General features: G+C 62.1%; 13 protein-coding genes and 1 pseudogene. 11 read left to right on the top strand and 3 right to left on the bottom strand.

Going from position 1 to position 15,036, the window contains the following annotated elements:
- Window positions 1–249: 249 nt before the first annotated feature.
- The 9 genes and pseudogenes from HMPREF2875_RS11390 to HMPREF2875_RS11350 all read left to right on the top strand — a co-directional run bounded on the left by HMPREF2875_RS11390 (window position 250) and on the right by HMPREF2875_RS11350 (window position 9,507).
- Window positions 250–498 carry an AbrB/MazE/SpoVT family DNA-binding domain-containing protein gene (locus tag HMPREF2875_RS11390; RefSeq protein ID WP_070545069.1) on the top strand — a complete coding sequence of 83 codons (249 nt, stop codon included), beginning with the start codon at window positions 250–252 and terminating at the stop codon, window positions 496–498.
- Complete coding sequence (locus tag HMPREF2875_RS11385) at window positions 495–1,424, top strand: ABC transporter ATP-binding protein (RefSeq protein ID WP_070673259.1); 930 nt, start codon at window positions 495–497, stop codon at window positions 1,422–1,424. Before HMPREF2875_RS11390 ends, HMPREF2875_RS11385 begins: the two co-directional genes overlap by 4 nt.
- Window positions 1,421–2,173, top strand: a complete 753-nt coding sequence (locus HMPREF2875_RS11380) for an ABC transporter permease (RefSeq protein ID WP_070673257.1) — start codon at window positions 1,421–1,423, stop codon at window positions 2,171–2,173. The genes HMPREF2875_RS11385 and HMPREF2875_RS11380 overlap by 4 nt, the downstream gene beginning before the upstream one ends.
- Window positions 2,170–3,159: pseudogene (locus tag HMPREF2875_RS11375) on the top strand (IS481 family transposase). The gene HMPREF2875_RS11380 and the pseudogene HMPREF2875_RS11375 overlap by 4 nt, the downstream one beginning before the upstream one ends.
- A gap of 265 nt (window positions 3,160–3,424) precedes the next feature.
- Window positions 3,425–5,266: a molecular chaperone DnaK gene (dnaK, locus tag HMPREF2875_RS11370; RefSeq protein ID WP_070673255.1), complete on the top strand. Its 1,842-nt coding sequence runs from the start codon at window positions 3,425–3,427 to the stop codon at window positions 5,264–5,266.
- 3 nt (window positions 5,267–5,269) lie between these two features.
- Window positions 5,270–5,965, top strand: a complete 696-nt coding sequence (grpE, locus tag HMPREF2875_RS11365; protein WP_070673253.1) for a nucleotide exchange factor GrpE — start codon at window positions 5,270–5,272, stop codon at window positions 5,963–5,965.
- 92 nt (window positions 5,966–6,057) lie between these two features.
- Window positions 6,058–7,266 (top strand): molecular chaperone DnaJ, encoded by a 1,209-nt coding sequence (gene dnaJ, locus HMPREF2875_RS11360; RefSeq protein WP_070673251.1) that lies wholly within the window; start codon window positions 6,058–6,060, stop codon window positions 7,264–7,266.
- Window positions 7,267–7,279: 13 nt separating this feature from the next.
- Entirely contained in the window at window positions 7,280–7,696 is a 417-nt protein-coding gene (locus tag HMPREF2875_RS11355; RefSeq protein WP_070673249.1) for a heat shock protein transcriptional repressor HspR, read from the top strand.
- Between the two features lie 290 nt (window positions 7,697–7,986).
- Complete coding sequence (locus HMPREF2875_RS11350; RefSeq protein ID WP_070673247.1) at window positions 7,987–9,507, top strand: acetaldehyde dehydrogenase ExaC; 1,521 nt, start codon at window positions 7,987–7,989, stop codon at window positions 9,505–9,507.
- Window positions 9,508–9,725: 218 nt separating this feature from the next.
- Here the strand turns inward: HMPREF2875_RS11350 and HMPREF2875_RS11345 are convergent, their stop codons facing one another.
- Together HMPREF2875_RS11345 and HMPREF2875_RS13570 are read right to left on the bottom strand one after the other, a co-directional pair.
- Window positions 9,726–10,901, bottom strand: a complete 1,176-nt coding sequence (locus HMPREF2875_RS11345; protein ID WP_070673244.1) for an alpha/beta hydrolase — start codon at window positions 10,899–10,901, stop codon at window positions 9,726–9,728.
- Window positions 10,898–11,158, bottom strand: a complete 261-nt coding sequence (locus tag HMPREF2875_RS13570) for a hypothetical protein (protein WP_141754623.1) — start codon at window positions 11,156–11,158, stop codon at window positions 10,898–10,900. Before HMPREF2875_RS13570 ends, HMPREF2875_RS11345 begins: the two co-directional genes overlap by 4 nt.
- A 101-nt stretch (window positions 11,159–11,259) precedes the next feature.
- Here HMPREF2875_RS13570 and HMPREF2875_RS11340 point away from each other — a divergent pair, with 101 nt between their 5' ends.
- Entirely contained in the window at window positions 11,260–12,069 is an 810-nt protein-coding gene (locus tag HMPREF2875_RS11340; protein WP_070673242.1) for a carbon-nitrogen hydrolase family protein, read from the top strand.
- A 4-nt stretch (window positions 12,070–12,073) separates the two neighbouring features.
- On the opposite strand, the gene HMPREF2875_RS11335 is transcribed toward HMPREF2875_RS11340, so the two are convergent.
- A complete protein-coding gene (locus HMPREF2875_RS11335; RefSeq protein WP_070673240.1) occupies window positions 12,074–13,270 on the bottom strand; it encodes an FAD-binding oxidoreductase in 1,197 nt (398 codons plus the stop codon).
- Window positions 13,271–13,438: 168 nt separating this feature from the next.
- Here HMPREF2875_RS11335 and HMPREF2875_RS11330 point away from each other — a divergent pair, with 168 nt between their 5' ends.
- Window positions 13,439–14,809: a sodium/glutamate symporter gene (locus HMPREF2875_RS11330; RefSeq protein ID WP_070673238.1), complete on the top strand. Its 1,371-nt coding sequence runs from the start codon at window positions 13,439–13,441 to the stop codon at window positions 14,807–14,809.
- Window positions 14,810–15,036: the final 227 nt, after the last annotated feature.

Below are 15,036 nucleotides of genomic sequence, written 5' to 3'. Positions count from 1 at the left end.
CTCAGTGATGAACGGGGGCCTGTAAGTCGGGCCACGGCGGGGGATTTCCTGTGATGTGTCACATGGAATGTGCGCACAGTATATGTAATAGACCTCACGGTGAAAAGAACGGGGGCAGTTGGCTAGCTGTACTGACCGGACACGTTGATTGACTACATGCCGTGAGGTCACCTCCTGATTAGTTCCACTTGTTATACTTGTGGCACTAACCAGACTTGTTATACTTGTGGCACCAACCAGGAGGTCAACATGGACATGGATCAAACGCCCCCACCGGGCAAGTACGCCGCGACAGTCAAGGTCGGCCCCAAGGGACAGATCGTCATCCCCAAGGGCGCGCGGGAGCTCTTCGACATCCACCCGGGCGACACCCTGCTCCTCCTCGCTGACGCGAACCAAGGGATCGCTTTGATGCGCCAGGAGACGCTCGATCAGATCGTCATGCAGGCGATGCCTGGCCATCAGACCCCCGTGGACTCAGAGGGTGATGAGGAATGAAGAACGTCGTGAGCTGTGCGGCTGTCAGCCGCAACTTCGGCAGCTTCACTGCCCTCGAAGACGTCTCCTTCGAGGTCCGTGAAGGAGAGGTCTTCGGGGTGGTGGGCCCGAATGGTGCTGGTAAGACGACCCTGTTGAACTGCATGGAAGGACTGGACCGCCCTTCGTCTGGGCGCGTCGAGGTGCTCGGCTTCGACCCCGTGCGGGACCAGCACTCGTTGGCTCAGCAAATTGGGGTCCAGCTGCAAAGCGCGGCCCTGCCACCTCGCCTCACTGTGCATGACGCCCTCGAGCTCTACTCCGCCTTCTACGAGCGCCCGCGGCCTTGGCGCGAACTGTTGACGGATCTGGGGATCAAGGACAAGGCCAACGCCCGCGTTGACAGGCTCTCGGGTGGGGAGCGTCAACGAGTGTTCGTCGCCCTCGCGTTGATCAACCGCCCCCGGCTCGCTTTCTTGGACGAGCTCACCACCGCTCTCGATCCTCAGTCACGTCGAAACATGTGGGACACCGTCGAGCACGTCCGCGATGGCGGTGCAACGGTCGTTCTCACAACCCACTACATGGAGGAGGCCGAACGGCTATGCGACCGCGTAGCAATCATTGACCACGGCCGGTTGATTGCTTTGGATACAGTGACTTCCCTCATCCAGCAACATGCCGGTGACACCACGGCGAAGCTCATCCTGTCGGCGTCGCCTAGCGCAGAGTTCGACCTCACCGGAGTTCCTGGCGTGACCAGCGCTCGAACAGAGGGACGGGAACTGACCATCTGCGGCGCTGCGGACGGGCTGCAGGGCGTCCTTGCTGCACTGACGGCACACCGCATCACCGTAACGAGCATGAGCACGACGACTCCCGGCCTTGAAGACGTCTTTCTGGCCCTCACCGGTCGACACATCACCACAGAGGAGCAGGCGGCATGAACGCATATCGAGCCCTTCTCAAAGCCCTATGGCGCTCCCAGCGCCGCGACCCTGTAGGCCTGTTCTTCTCTTTCGCCTTCGCGCCGGTTCTGGTGCTGGCCTTGGGTGTGATCTTCGGTAACGATCCGCGACCGGAGTTCGGTGGACGGGGATTCCTCGATGCGACCCTGCCCGCCTTCGCCTCTCTTGTTCTCGCCATGACCGGGGTCCTCCAGGTGCCCGTGGCGATGCTGACCCTTCGTGACACGGGCGCACTCCGACGCCTGAGTCTTACGCCGCTGCGTCGTTCCACCTTCATCGCAGCGAGCCTCACCGTGCACTTCGTCGTAGGTATTGCGGGCATGCTCACCGCTTTGGCGATTGGGATCGGGGTTTTCGGGGTGCCCATGCCTACCCACGTCCCAGGTGTCCTGGCCGTGTGCCTCATCGGGCTCAGCACCTTCCTCGCAGTGGGTTGCGCGCTTGCGGCGCTCTATCCCTCCGCCACTGCCGCTACGGGCATAGGGAACGTGCTCATGATCCTGCTCATGCTCACATCCGGAGCCTTTACGCCATTGGCGGCGATGCCGTCGGCGATTCAGCAGATCGTTAAGTATTCACCCGTCCGTTGGTTCGTCGAAGCCGCTCAACACGCGTGGGACGGCGACCCACTAGCCGCCATGATCATGCCGGTGTTTCTTCTGTGCGTTGTACTCGCTGTCGCTGCTCTCGTTGGCCGGTGGCGCTTCCAGTGGGAGCCGGTCCGATGACGACGCACGCGAACGCCGCTCTCGCACCTCGCCACCGACTCAAGGTCGCCCGCCTCGTCGTCGACGAAGGATGGCCGATCAGCGAGATCGCAGCCCGGTTCCAGGTGTCGTAGCCCACCGTGAAGCGTTGGGTCGACCGCTATCTGTCCGGCGAGTCCATGCAGGACAGGTCCTCGCGCCCGAAGAACTCACCGACCAAGACATCGCTCGCGGTCACGAAGCGCTGTATCAGCCTGCGAATGAGACTGCGAGAAGGACCGGTTCAGCTCGCCGTGCGCGTCGGTGTCGCTCCATCGACCGTGCACCGCATCCTGCGCTCGGCTCGATTGAACCGACTTGCTTACCTCGACCGCGCCACTGGCGAGCTAGTTCGCCGGTACGAACACCGCTACCCTGGCTCCCTCGTCCATGTAGACGTGAAGAAGTTCGGGAACATCCCCGATGGCGGTGGCTGGCGCTACGTGGGCCGCCGCCAAGGAGAGAAGAACCGTTCCGCCACCCCCGACAAGCCGAAGAACAAGTGGCGCGATCCCAAGCTCGGGTACGCCTTCATCCACACCGTGATCGACGATCACTCACGAGTGGCGTACTCCGAGGCCCACGACGACGAGACCGCCACCACTGCGGTCGCTGTGCTGCACCGTGCGGTCGAGTGCTTCACCGATGGTGGCGTCACTGTCGAACGAGTCTTATCAGACAATGGCGGTGCCTACCGCTCGCACCTGTGGCGCGACACCTGCGAGGCGCTGTCCATCACCCCGAAGTGGACCCGCCCCTACCGGCCGCAAACCAACGGCAAGGTCGAACGCTTTCATCGCACAATGGCTGACGGATGGGCTTACGCTCGCTGCTACACCAGTGAGCAGGAGCGTCGCGACGCACTCACTGACTGGCTCCACCAGTACAACCACCACCGGCCGCACACGGCCTGTGACTACCAGCCGCCCATCTCTCGATTGACCAACGTCCCCGGTCAGTACAGCTAGCCCCGCCCATCGAACAAGAGTGTTTCCCGTCACAAAAAGGGGATTTAAAAGCACGCTGTGCTGGGGTGATGTGGTGTGAGAAAAGAAAGTTGAGCCAACCGGGAACAACTTTGGGGCACGTGCCGTTGAAAGGGTTGAGTGACCAGCGCTCAGGTTTGGATGACTTCGGGTGCTGCTTCTGCTACAGTCGCTGACTGAACGCGGCAGAAGTTGAGTCGCGCACTATCAACTTAAGAACAAACCCCAACAAGCAAGGAGAAACATCATGGGACGCGCAGTAGGAATTGACCTCGGTACCACCAACTCGGTCGTATCCGTTCTGGAAGGTGGCGAGGCCACCGTTATTGCAAACTCCGAGGGTTCCCGCACCACCCCGTCCGTCGTGGCTTTTGCCAAAAACGGCGAAATCCTCGTCGGCCAGTCCGCGAAGAACCAGGCGGTCACCAACGTTGACCGCACCATTCGCTCCGTCAAGCGCCACATTGGCACCGACTGGACCATCGACATCGATGACAAGAAGTACACCCCGCAGGAGATTTCCGCCCGCACACTCATGAAGCTGAAGCGTGACGCTGAGGCTTACCTGGGTGAGGACGTTACCGATGCCGTCATTACCGTCCCGGCATACTTCGAGGACTCCCAGCGCCAGGCCACCAAGGAGGCCGGCCAGATTGCGGGCCTCAACGTCCTGCGTATCGTGAACGAGCCGACTGCCGCTGCTCTGGCCTACGGCCTGGAGAAGGGCGAGCAGGAGCAGACCATCCTGGTCTTCGACCTCGGTGGCGGTACCTTCGACGTCTCCCTGCTGGAGATCGGTGACGGCGTGGTTGAGGTCATGGCTACCGCTGGTGACAACCAGCTCGGTGGTGACGACTGGGACCAGCGCATCGTCGATTGGCTTGTCGATAAGTTCAAGGCTTCCCAGGGCGTGGATCTGACCAAGGATAAGCGCGCCGTGCAGCGTCTGCGTGAGGCTGCGGAGAAGGCCAAGATTGAGCTGTCCTCCTCCCAGTCCGCCAACATTAACCTGCCGTACATCACGGTGGACTCCGAGAAGAACCCGCTCTTCCTGGATGAGACCCTCTCCCGTACCGAGTTCCAGAAGATCACCCAGGACCTGCTGGACCGCACCAAGGCTCCGTTCAACCAGGTCATCAAGGACGCTGGCCTGTCCCTGTCCGAGGTTGACCACGTGGTCCTCGTCGGCGGTTCTACCCGTATGCCGGCCGTGTCTGACCTGGTCAAGGAAATGACCGGCAAGGATCCGAACAAGGGCGTGAACCCGGATGAGGTCGTGGCCGTCGGCGCTGCTCTGCAGGCAGGTGTCCTGCGCGGCGAGGTTAAGGACGTGCTGCTTCTCGACGTCACCCCGCTCTCCCTCGGCATCGAGACCAAGGGTGGCGTGATGACCAAGCTCATCGAGCGCAACACCACCATCCCGACCAAGAAGTCCGAGACCTTCACCACGGCTGATGACAACCAGCCTTCCGTGCAGATTCAGGTCTTCCAGGGTGAGCGTGAGATGGCCTCCGCCAACAAGCTGCTCGGCTCCTTCGAGCTCGGCGGCATTGCCCCGGCTCCGCGCGGTGTTCCGCAGATTGAGGTCACCTTCGACATCGACGCCAACGGCATCGTCCACGTCACCGCTAAGGACAAGGCCACCGGTAAGGAAAACACCATCAAGATTCAGGATGGTTCCGGCCTGTCCCAGGAAGAGATTGACCGCATGGTCAAGGACGCCGAGGCTCACGCTGAGGAGGACAAGAAGCGCCGCGAGGAGCAGGAGACCCGCAACCAGGCCGAGTCCACCTCCTACCAGACCCGCAAGTTCATGGATGAGAACTCCGACAAGCTGCCGGAGGACCTCAAGACCCGCGTCACCGAGGCTGCTGACGCCGTCGATGAGGCGCTCAAGGGCGATGACATCGAGGCGATTAAGTCGGCCGTCGAGAAGCTCGGCACCGAGTCCCAGGAGCTGGGCAAGGTTCTGTACGAGGCCCAGGCAGCTGAGGCTAACGCCGAGGGCGCTGCTGGCGACGCCGCTGGTGACCCGAACGTTGTCGACGCCGAGGTTGTCGACGAAGACGACGAGAACAAGGAGAAGTAAACCATGACCTCCCCTCAGGACCCGGGCAACCCGGCCAACACCGACCCTGAGGCAACCTCCGCCGACGCCGCGGAGGCTGCCGCCGCAGAGGCCGCTGCTGCCGACGGTGCCGTGGACGAGGCCGCTGAGGCTCAGGCCAACGCCGCTACTGCGGACACTGCTGAGGCCGAGGCGGCCGTTGATGACGCCGCGAGCGATATTGCCGAGGAAGCCGCCGCCGGTGACGACACCGCTGCGGAGGACTCCCTGGAGGCTCAGCTGGCTGAGCGTACCGAGGACCTCCAGCGCCTCAACGCGGAGTACACCAACTACCGTCGCCGCACCGAGCGTGACCGTCAGGCCGTGATTGAGACTTCTAAGGCCAAGGTCCTGGCAGATTTCCTGCCTATCCTTGATGACCTGGAACTCGCACGCCAGCATGGTGACCTCAACGAGGGCCCGCTCAAGGCCATCGCGGACAAGCTCAACGGTGTGCTCACCGCCAACAATCTGTCTCCCTTCGGTGAGGAAGGCGATGCCTTCGACCCCGAGGTGCACGAGGCCGTCCAGGACCTCTCCTCTGGTGACGAGCAAGTTGTCGGTACCGTGCTGCGCCGCGGCTACAAGGTGGGCGAGCGTGTCGTGCGCACCGCCATGGTGATTATTGCTGACCCAGCCGGTTCGGCTGAGAGTCCGGACAACCCGGATAACGCAGAATAACGACAGATGGTGGCGTCAGGGTGTTCAGTCCTTGGCGCCACTCTTCTTTTAGACACACACTTTTCGATTCTCCTGAAAGGAGGAGATGCCCAGTGAATGCTAAGCCAGAATGGGCAGACAAAGATTACTACGCGGATCTGGGGGTCTCCTCATCCGCTACCGCCGACGAGATTAAGCACGCCTACCGCAAGCTCGCCCGCGCGAACCACCCCGACGCCAACCCGGATAACCCGGAGGCAGCGGAGAAATTCAAGCAGGTGGCTGAAGCCTACGACGTGCTGTCAGATGCTTCCGACCGCAAGGATTACGACCAGTTCAAGGCCATGATGCGCAGCGGCGGCGGCTTTGGACGGAGAGGAGGCGCCGGGTTTCCCGGCGGGTTTCGATCCACGCACATGGGTGGACCGGGTGCGCAAGACTTCGACCTCTCCGACATCTTCGGAGGATCCCCTCGAGGATCGGCTCAAGGCGGCGGTTTTGGGGATATCTTCGGTGGCGTTTTCAACCGCGGCGGTAGTGCTGGCCACACAGCTCGGCCGTCGCGGGGGGCCGACGTCGAAACGCACATAACCCTCTCCTTCCGTGAAGCCGCCAAGGGCACGACCATCCCGCTTCAACTCAGTGGTGAAGCGCCGTGTACGACCTGCCACGGTTCGGGTTCGAAGACCGGCAAATTGTCGAAGTGCTCAACCTGTGACGGCACCGGCTTCACCTCGGAGCAGCGCGGCTCCTTTGGATTGTCCGCTCCCTGTACCGACTGTGCTGGCAGCGGCCAGCGTGCTGAGGACCCATGTGCGGATTGCTCCGGTTCCGGTACGGTGCACCGTACGCGCTCGATCACGGTGCGCATTCCGGCCGGTGTGATTGATGGGCAGAAGGTGCGCTTGGCAGGCCAAGGTGAGGCCGGCCCCAACGGCACACCGTCTGGTGACCTTTTTGTTGCCGTGACGGTCAAGCCGGATGAGGTCTTTACCCGTGAGGGCGATGACCTGCACGTCACCGTCCCGGTTTCCTTTGCGGAACTGGCGTTGGGGGACACCATTACGGTGCCCACCCTCGATTCGCCGGTACGCGTCAAAGTGCCTGCCGGCACCCCAGACGGCCGCACCTTGCGCGTGAAGGGCCGCGGTGTGCCAAAGCGTTCCGGTAAAGCCGGCGACCTCATGGTGACAGTGCAGGTGACCGTGCCCTCTACCTTGGACGCTGCCGCCTCCTCGGCGCTGCGCACATACGCGCAGGCGGAGAAGGACTCCGGTTTTGACCCGCGCAAGGGTTGGGCCGGAAACCCGGTCATGCGCTAGAAGGAGGTAAGTGATGAACAAGGAAACACCAGGCAGAAGCGATACCGCAAAGCCCAAGGCCATGTACGTCATCTCCGTGGCGGCCGAGCTATCCGGCATGCATGCGCAAACCCTGCGTACGTATGACCGGATGGGGCTGGTCTCCCCAGCTCGCACCTCGGGCGGCGGCCGCCGCTACTCTGAAAACGACATTGAATTGCTCCGTAAGATTCAGACCTTGTCGCAGGACGATGGCGTGAACCTGGCGGGCATTAAGTCCATCATCGAGCTCACTGCCGAGCGTGACCGCCTTGCTGCTGAGCGCGACGAACTCCAGGCAGAGGTCGAACGGCTGCGCAGCCAGGCCCGCCCATCGCGCGGCGAGCTGGTCCACGTGCCGCGCTCCACCTCCGTGGTGATGTGGAAGCCGCGCCGCGGCCGCCACAACTAGGCGCCTTTACCCCCTCCTAGATGGAGGGGGTTCTTTCGTTTTCGGCCTTTCCAAGTCCCGGCCGGCCCTGCTCGGCCTGCCTGCCCGGCCGCATGCTTGAGCCCAGCCTTCTTCTAGGCCACCTTCTGGGCTAATTGCCCAGTGTCAAAAGCTTTCTTCTGGAAAAACGTGAGTTTGGCAAAATATATCGCTACACTCGCATTCAACGTTGTGTCGCCCGTCACGTTCCAAGTGTTTTGTGCGGGTGGCCGCCGTGATGGAACAGAACCCACAAGAAAGGCACTACGCACATGACCTTGTATGCAAACCCCGGAACCGCTGACGCCATCGTCTCCTTCTGCGAGCGCTACGACAACTACATCGGCGGCGAGTGGGTCGCACCCGTCGATGGCAAGTACATGGACAACATCACCCCAGTCACCGGCGAGGTTTTCTGCCAGGTCGCCCGCGGCAAGGAAGCGGACATTAACTTGGCTATCGATGCCGCCGAGAAGGCCTTCGAGACCTTCGGTAAGACCACTCCGGCAGAACGTGCACTGCTGCTGCACCGCATTGCGGACCGCATCGAGGAGAATCTAGAAAAGATTGCTGTCGCGGAAACTTGGGAGAACGGCAAGGCCGTGCGTGAGACCCTCGCCGCTGACATTCCACTAGCCGTGGACCACTTCCGCTACTTTGCTGGTGCTATTCGCGCCCAAGAGGGCCGACTTTCCCAAATCGACCAAGACACCGTGGCGTATCACTTCCACGAGCCACTGGGCGTGGTGGGCCAGATCATTCCGTGGAACTTCCCTCTGCTCATGGCCGCATGGAAGATTGCCCCGGCCCTAGCTGCCGGCAACACCATCGTGATGAAGCCGGCCGAGCAGACGCCTGCATCCATCCTGCTGCTGATCGAGATTATTGAGGATCTCCTGCCTAAGGGCGTGCTCAACATCGTCAATGGTGTCGGCGAGGAAGCCGGTGCGGCATTGTCCGGTTCTGACCGCATTGCCAAGATTGCCTTTACCGGCTCCACTCCGGTGGGCAAGATCATCAACAAGACCGCTGCTGACAAGATCATTCCGGTCACCCTGGAGCTGGGTGGAAAGTCACCGTCCATCTTCTTCGCCGACATTATGGATAAGGATGATGACTACCTAGAGAAGTGCGTCGAGGGCTTTGTCATGTTCGCCCTCAACCAAGGTGAGGTGTGCACGTGCCCGTCGCGTGCGCTTATCCACGAGGACATTGCGGACAAGTTCCTTGAGCTGGCCGTTGAGCGCGTAAAGAAAATCAAGATTGGGCACCCGCTCGACACTGAGACCATGATGGGCGCCCAGGCCTCGCAGGAGCAGATGGATAAAATCACCGAGTACCTCGAAGTGGGCCCGAAGGAAGGTGCGGAAACCCTCGTCGGTGGTCACGTGAACAAGGTGGAAGGCCTGGAGAACGGTTACTACATCGAGCCCACCGTGTTCAAGGGCACCAACGATATGCGTATCTTCCGCGAGGAGATCTTCGGTCCGGTGCTTTCTGTCGCCACGTTCAAGGACTTCGAGGAAGCTATCCAGATTGCGAACGACACCAACTTCGGCCTCGGTGCCGGTGTGTGGTCGCGCCACCAGAACACTTGCTACCGCGCTGGCCGCGAGATTCAGGCCGGCCGCGTGTGGATTAACCACTATCACGTGTACCCAGCGCACAGTGCCTTCGGTGGCTACAAGGAGTCTGGCATCGGCCGTGAGAACCACCTCATGATGCTGGGGCACTACCAGGAGACCAAGAACATGCTCGTGTCTTATTCAGAGGAGCACGCTGGGCTATTCTAGAGACTAGATATCGAAGAAGTGAGGAAGGTGATCGGCGGTGACTGAAACTGTGGCTCCTGTAGCTGTTACCGCCTCTCGGTGGGAGCATGGCTGGGATTTGGTGATCGATGAGGAAAACGCAACAAGTACCGCTCAACTTAAAAACGCCGAAGCACAGGTACGTGACTATCTCGACACCATTGACCCAAGCGTAGACCATTCGGGCGTTCCCGTCGTCGTTACGGTAGGACATTGAGGTCTTCAAGATGAGGGCGCTGAGCAATAGCGCCTAGACCCCGCAGAAATGCGGGGTCTTCCCAATAGGTGCCGTGGTCGCCCGGCAAACCGTTCGCGCCGGGGAGGGGAGAAGCGCCAAAATTGGGGGAGGACGGGCTAGGCCCGTGGATGCCACCGAGGGGGCCGGTGGTCAAGGCGATGGGATCCTCGGCATTGGTTGCACTCCATACCCGGCCGTGGAGCTGGTCCGCGCTGGGAGTGGAAGCGCCAGGGCTGCCGACGAGCACGATGTCATCAGCTACCTTTGCCTCTTGTACAGCCTTGCCCACCACGACCGAGCCATAGGAATAGCCGACAAGCATGTGCTGCGCCTGGGGAAAACGAGCGCGGAGTGCGCGCTGAAAGCGAACCAGTTCGGCGGCACCGCGCTGGGCAGGTTCCTCGTGTGCGGCGCGGGATAAGGAGGAGGGAGCAGAATAACCGAGCCACGCCACCGTGGGCCCGCCGGTGGCGTGAGCAATGGAGCGAGCCCGCTCAAGCGAGGTTGGCCAGCCTGCTGGATCGGACGAACCCACGCCGCCCACGAAGGTGTTGACCTGAGGTACCTGTGCGGGCTGAGTGGCGAGTCCAGAAGGGTCGATAAGAGCCACGAGCCGCCCGGGGCTGGTCTCCAGGATGGTCATGTCAGGGTTCGCGGCGGCAAGCGCGCGGACCTCGTCGCTGGCGACGCTGAGCTGCACCTGATGGAGCTCAGCCAGGGACAGGTCGGCGAAATCCTCCAGCCGAGTTGGGGGTGCAGACATCTCGGGAGTGCATAGGGCGTGGAGTTGGCGGGCGCAGGCCCAATCGAGGGCGTCGGCAAGCGTGTCGAGCTGGCCCATGAGACTACTGCGTGGATGGGCAAGAGGGGAGGAGCTGAGGCGGGCGCGAAGGTTCTCAATCTTCTCCTGGAGGGGAGCGTACAGCGACACGATCTGGGCGGCCGCACGCATCTGCTGGGCGGGACTGAGAAGACTGTCCGTGGCGCGGCGAAGAGAGGAGCGGGCAGCATCGCCAGCGGCGCCGGAGATAGCTAGAGCTACCCAATGATGGTGGGACGCATCGATATAACGATCCAGCTCATGGGATGAAGTGGCGAGCGCAGAGGAGGTGGCATAGAGAGCATGAGCGTTAGTCATCGGGCGCCACCCAAGCCGGCTGATAGCCCGGAATCGATATCGTGGGCCGCCACCACGAAACGCTCCAGGTCCTCTAATTGGGCCATGCGCGCGGTGTCACTGGAATGGCGGGAAGATTCCCACCGCGAAGCTAAACGTGCAAGAGCCGCCGCGGTGCGGGGCGGGGCATCTAAGGCCGCGGGGCCGGGAGGTGGGCGGTGGTCGTAGAGAGAACGGATATGCGGAAGCGCTGCGGGGTCAATATCGAGATGATTCATGCAGCCCAGAGTGCGGCACGAACGTGGCAAGGTAAAGGGGCAGAGGCGCTGAAGAACGCAATCTGTGGATAACTAGCCCGGGCTCGTCTACCGTGGGCCGCATGAAGGTAGCAGCAGTACAGTTGACCAGCACCGGAGACGTTGAGGAGAACCTCGAAATAGCCCTCGAAAAGATTCGAGAGGCCGCCGAGAATGGCGCCACGCTCATCGTCTTGCCAGAGGCCACCACCCAAAGCTTCGACTCTGGGCGTCTCGACACCCATGCGGAAGGCCTCGACGGCCGCGTGGCCACGGCAGTGCGCGCGCAGGCAGAAGAACTCGGGGTCTATGTGGTGCTGGGCATGTTTGCGCCGGCCGATACCGTCGAGCGCGACGGCAAGACAATCAACCGCGTGGCCAATGTGGCGCTCATCGCCGGCCCAGGTGTGCTGGGCGGGTACGAAAAAATCCACACTTACGACGCCTTTAAATACAAAGAATCCGATACCGTGCGCCCGGGCGAATCCCTCGTGGTCTTCGACGCCGGCGACATCACCGTCGGCGTGGCTACCTGCTATGACATCCGCTTCCCCGAGCAGTTTAAAGAGCTCGCCCGCCAAGGCGCGCAGCTCATCGTCGTGCCCACCAGCTGGGCCGATGGGCCGGGCAAGCTAGAGCAATGGCGCCTGCTGTCCGCTGCCCGCGCACTGGATTCCACCAGCTACATCCTCGCTGCCGGCCAGGCGCGCCCAGGCGGGGAAGCGAAGGCAGGGGAGGCCTCGGGGCCAACGGGAATTGGCCACTCAGTACTCGTGGCGCCCGATGGCACCCGCGTGGCCGAAGCCGGATATGAACCGGAGATCCTCTACGGTGAGGTGGACGCGGACACCGTGACGAAGGTTAGGGAATCCCTCCCCGTCCTGGACGCCTAAGCGCTTAGGCCCACTGCGATTTCTTCCACGCAGCCCACGCCTCCCAGTCATCACCCCAGCCGTCGAGCTCGGCGGCCGACGCCGTCCACTCACTGCCGCGCTGCCAGCCCTCCGTCACGATGGATGTAGGAGACACCCCGCCCTTGAGTAGCGCCGCCTGGGCTACCTCGACGCGATCCGCCGGACCAATGAGCACGAAACGGCGATCCGTGCCGCGGGCAAGGACGGGCCCCATAGGCTCCTCCGCCACGAGGGGCTCAAAGCCCTCCGCTGGTGCTTCTGCGCCCAGCAGCCAGGGATCGTGAGCATCGCGCACAATGTGCTGAATATCAAGGGAAGGAACAAGCGCCTTCAAATTGGCCCGAAACTCCGTGTCATAGTGCTTGCCCGGCGTGGGAGCAACGACGACCACGCGCAGGCCGGCGGGGAGGTCGGGGAGGGCGTCGAGAAGCACTGCCCGCGCACCGGCCCACCCCGTGCCAAACGAGATGAGCGTCGTGGAGGAATCCAAAGTCACCGGCTCGCCAGCAGGCGCGCCCAGCGTCCACCAATCGCCCGGCTGCGCCATGGCCAACATCGACGAGGCCTCGCCCGCCAACGCCACGTGGAAAGTCAACTGACCCGAAGGATCCGCCGGGGCAGCCGGAGTCAGCAGGCGCCAGGTACCGGGCGTGAGCTGCGACGTCACCGGAACGTGCTGGCCCGCGCGGTACTCCAGCGGCACACCCGATTCCAGCCGCACCACGGCCGTGCGTCGATTCGGCTTTTCCACGGACACGACCTGGGCGCTGTGGGCAGGGGGGATCCCGGAGGCGTCGTCAAGCTGTGCTGCCTCCTGCATCAGCGCGCAGATACGGGAAATCGTCCGCGCCGCCACCTCATGTTGATGCGGCGTGAGCCCCAGCACCCCCAGCCCATGAATGAGCGAGGCCTCAAACTGCGGATAGACCTCCGGTGGGAACCCATGGCGGCGATGATCACGGCCCATGAGGGCCATGCGCTTGGCGACGTCCCCCCGAACCTCCCCATCCTCCAAATTCTCCAGCACCCACGCCAAGGCCGGCGCCATCGAAGGGTGCGTGTCCTTCATGGAGAGAGCGAAGATCTGGCGAGCCTGTGCCACAGTGCTGAAAAAGTGGCTGTGTACTGCGTCGCGATAGTCCTCAGCATGATTGCGCAGATGCTCACCCAGTTCCCTCATGCCCGCCCATCCTAGTCGCCGGGGGTAACCACCGATTACCCACGGGTTATATGCAGGGGGTGGCGTAGAGGGCATCTGGTTGTAGTGTAATCTACGGTCCATTTCCCGGAAGAGGGTGACTCGTATCTCTATGACGCCGCGCTCAGCGGCATGGAAGGAAGTTTTCGCATGGAAGAATTCTCTGCGTATACGATCATGGTCGATGTCGGCTGGATCTCGTTGCTCATGGTCATCGGCAACGTTCTGCGCCACCAGGTCAAGTTCGTATTCCAGGATTTGCTCCTACCCGCGCCCATTACTGCCGGCCTGCTCGGCTTGCTCCTAGGCCCCAACGTCCTGGGCTGGATCGGCCTATCGGACAACCTGGGCAACTACACCTCGCTGCTCATCGCCGTGGTGTTCGCCTCCATGGCGTATTCCATGGAGATGGGCGGCAACATGGGCAAAGGTGCCCGCAATATGTGGGGTTATTCCACCATGATGTTTACCGGCCAGTGGGGCCTGTTCATTGTGCTGGGTCTTCTGGTCTTTAAGCCGGCCTTTGACACTCCTGACTGGTTCGGCATGATGCTTCCGGTGGGCTTTACCGGTGGCTTTGGTACTGCTGCGGCCGTGGGCGGCGCACTCGAAGGCGTGGGCGCGGATGCAGCCTCCTCCTTGGGCTTTACTTCCGCTACCGTGGGTACGCTGGCCGCCATCGTAGGCGGCATCGTGGCCGGTAACTGGGGTATTCGCAAGGGCAAGGTGTCCCATGTTCCGAAGGAACTTCCGGAAGAGCTGCGTCGCGGCTACATCTCCCGCCTCGAAGATCGCCCGTCCCTGGGCCGTGCGACGACCAATCCGTCTGCCATTGAGCCCATCACCCTCCACGTCGGTTTCATTGCGCTGACCGTGATGACCGCCTACGGCATTACTCAGGGCATCGCCTCCCTCTGGGAGAACGTCTCCATCCCGCTGTTTGCCATGTCCATGGTCGTCGGCCTTCTCTTCCGCGCCATTATGAACATGATCGGTGCCAAGGACTACCTGGATAAGGACACCGTGAGCTCCGTATCCGGTGCGGCGACCGACTACCTCATCGCCTTCGGCGTGGCCGCCATCGTGCCGGCCGCCGTGGCCGCCTACTGGCAGGCGCTCCTCCTGCTCTTCGTCCTCGGTACTGTCTACTGCATTTTCTTCCTCATGTGGTTCCCCGCCGAGTTCTTTGGCGAGCGATGGATCGAGCGCGGCATCTTCGGCTGGGGCTGGGCTACCGCCACCGTGGCGACGGGTATTGCCATCCTCAAGATCGTCGACCCGAAGCTCAAGTCCGGCACGCTGTCTGAGTACGGCATGGCCTACATCGGCTTCGGCCCCTTCGAGATTTCCTGGACCATCATCGCCCCGCTGGCCGTCATGTACGGCTTCACCGCAGGCTTTGGCTGGCTCTCCTTGGGTATTGCGGTGGTCATCTACCTCGTGTTCAAGTTCACCGGCATGATGCCTCCGCGCGGCACCATCTTCAAGGAGGGTATCGGGCACGTCGGCGCCTCAAAGTAGAAAAGTAGAGCGCACCTATCCCTCGTCGCTCCCCAGGCTGCATGAACGAGCAGCCTGGGGGCTTTGCTATGCGTCCACGGCCATCAGGATCAACAGCCATCAGAATCCGCGCCAATAGAACCCGCCGCCACGCGTGCTCGCCCTGGCGAAAGGGGGAGCTGAGCAAATAGTCGAAATACTAAAATATTTTGAGGAGAAATTACAGCAGGCGCTGCGGCTGGGTTAAG

Origin of the sequence: Corynebacterium sp. HMSC078H07, from assembly GCF_001812805.1 — a bacterium.
In the GTDB taxonomy this organism is placed as follows: Bacteria; Actinomycetota; Actinomycetes; order Mycobacteriales; family Mycobacteriaceae; genus Corynebacterium.
Note: the sequence above shows the minus strand (reverse complement) of the source record. Positions and strands in the feature narration are given on the sequence as shown.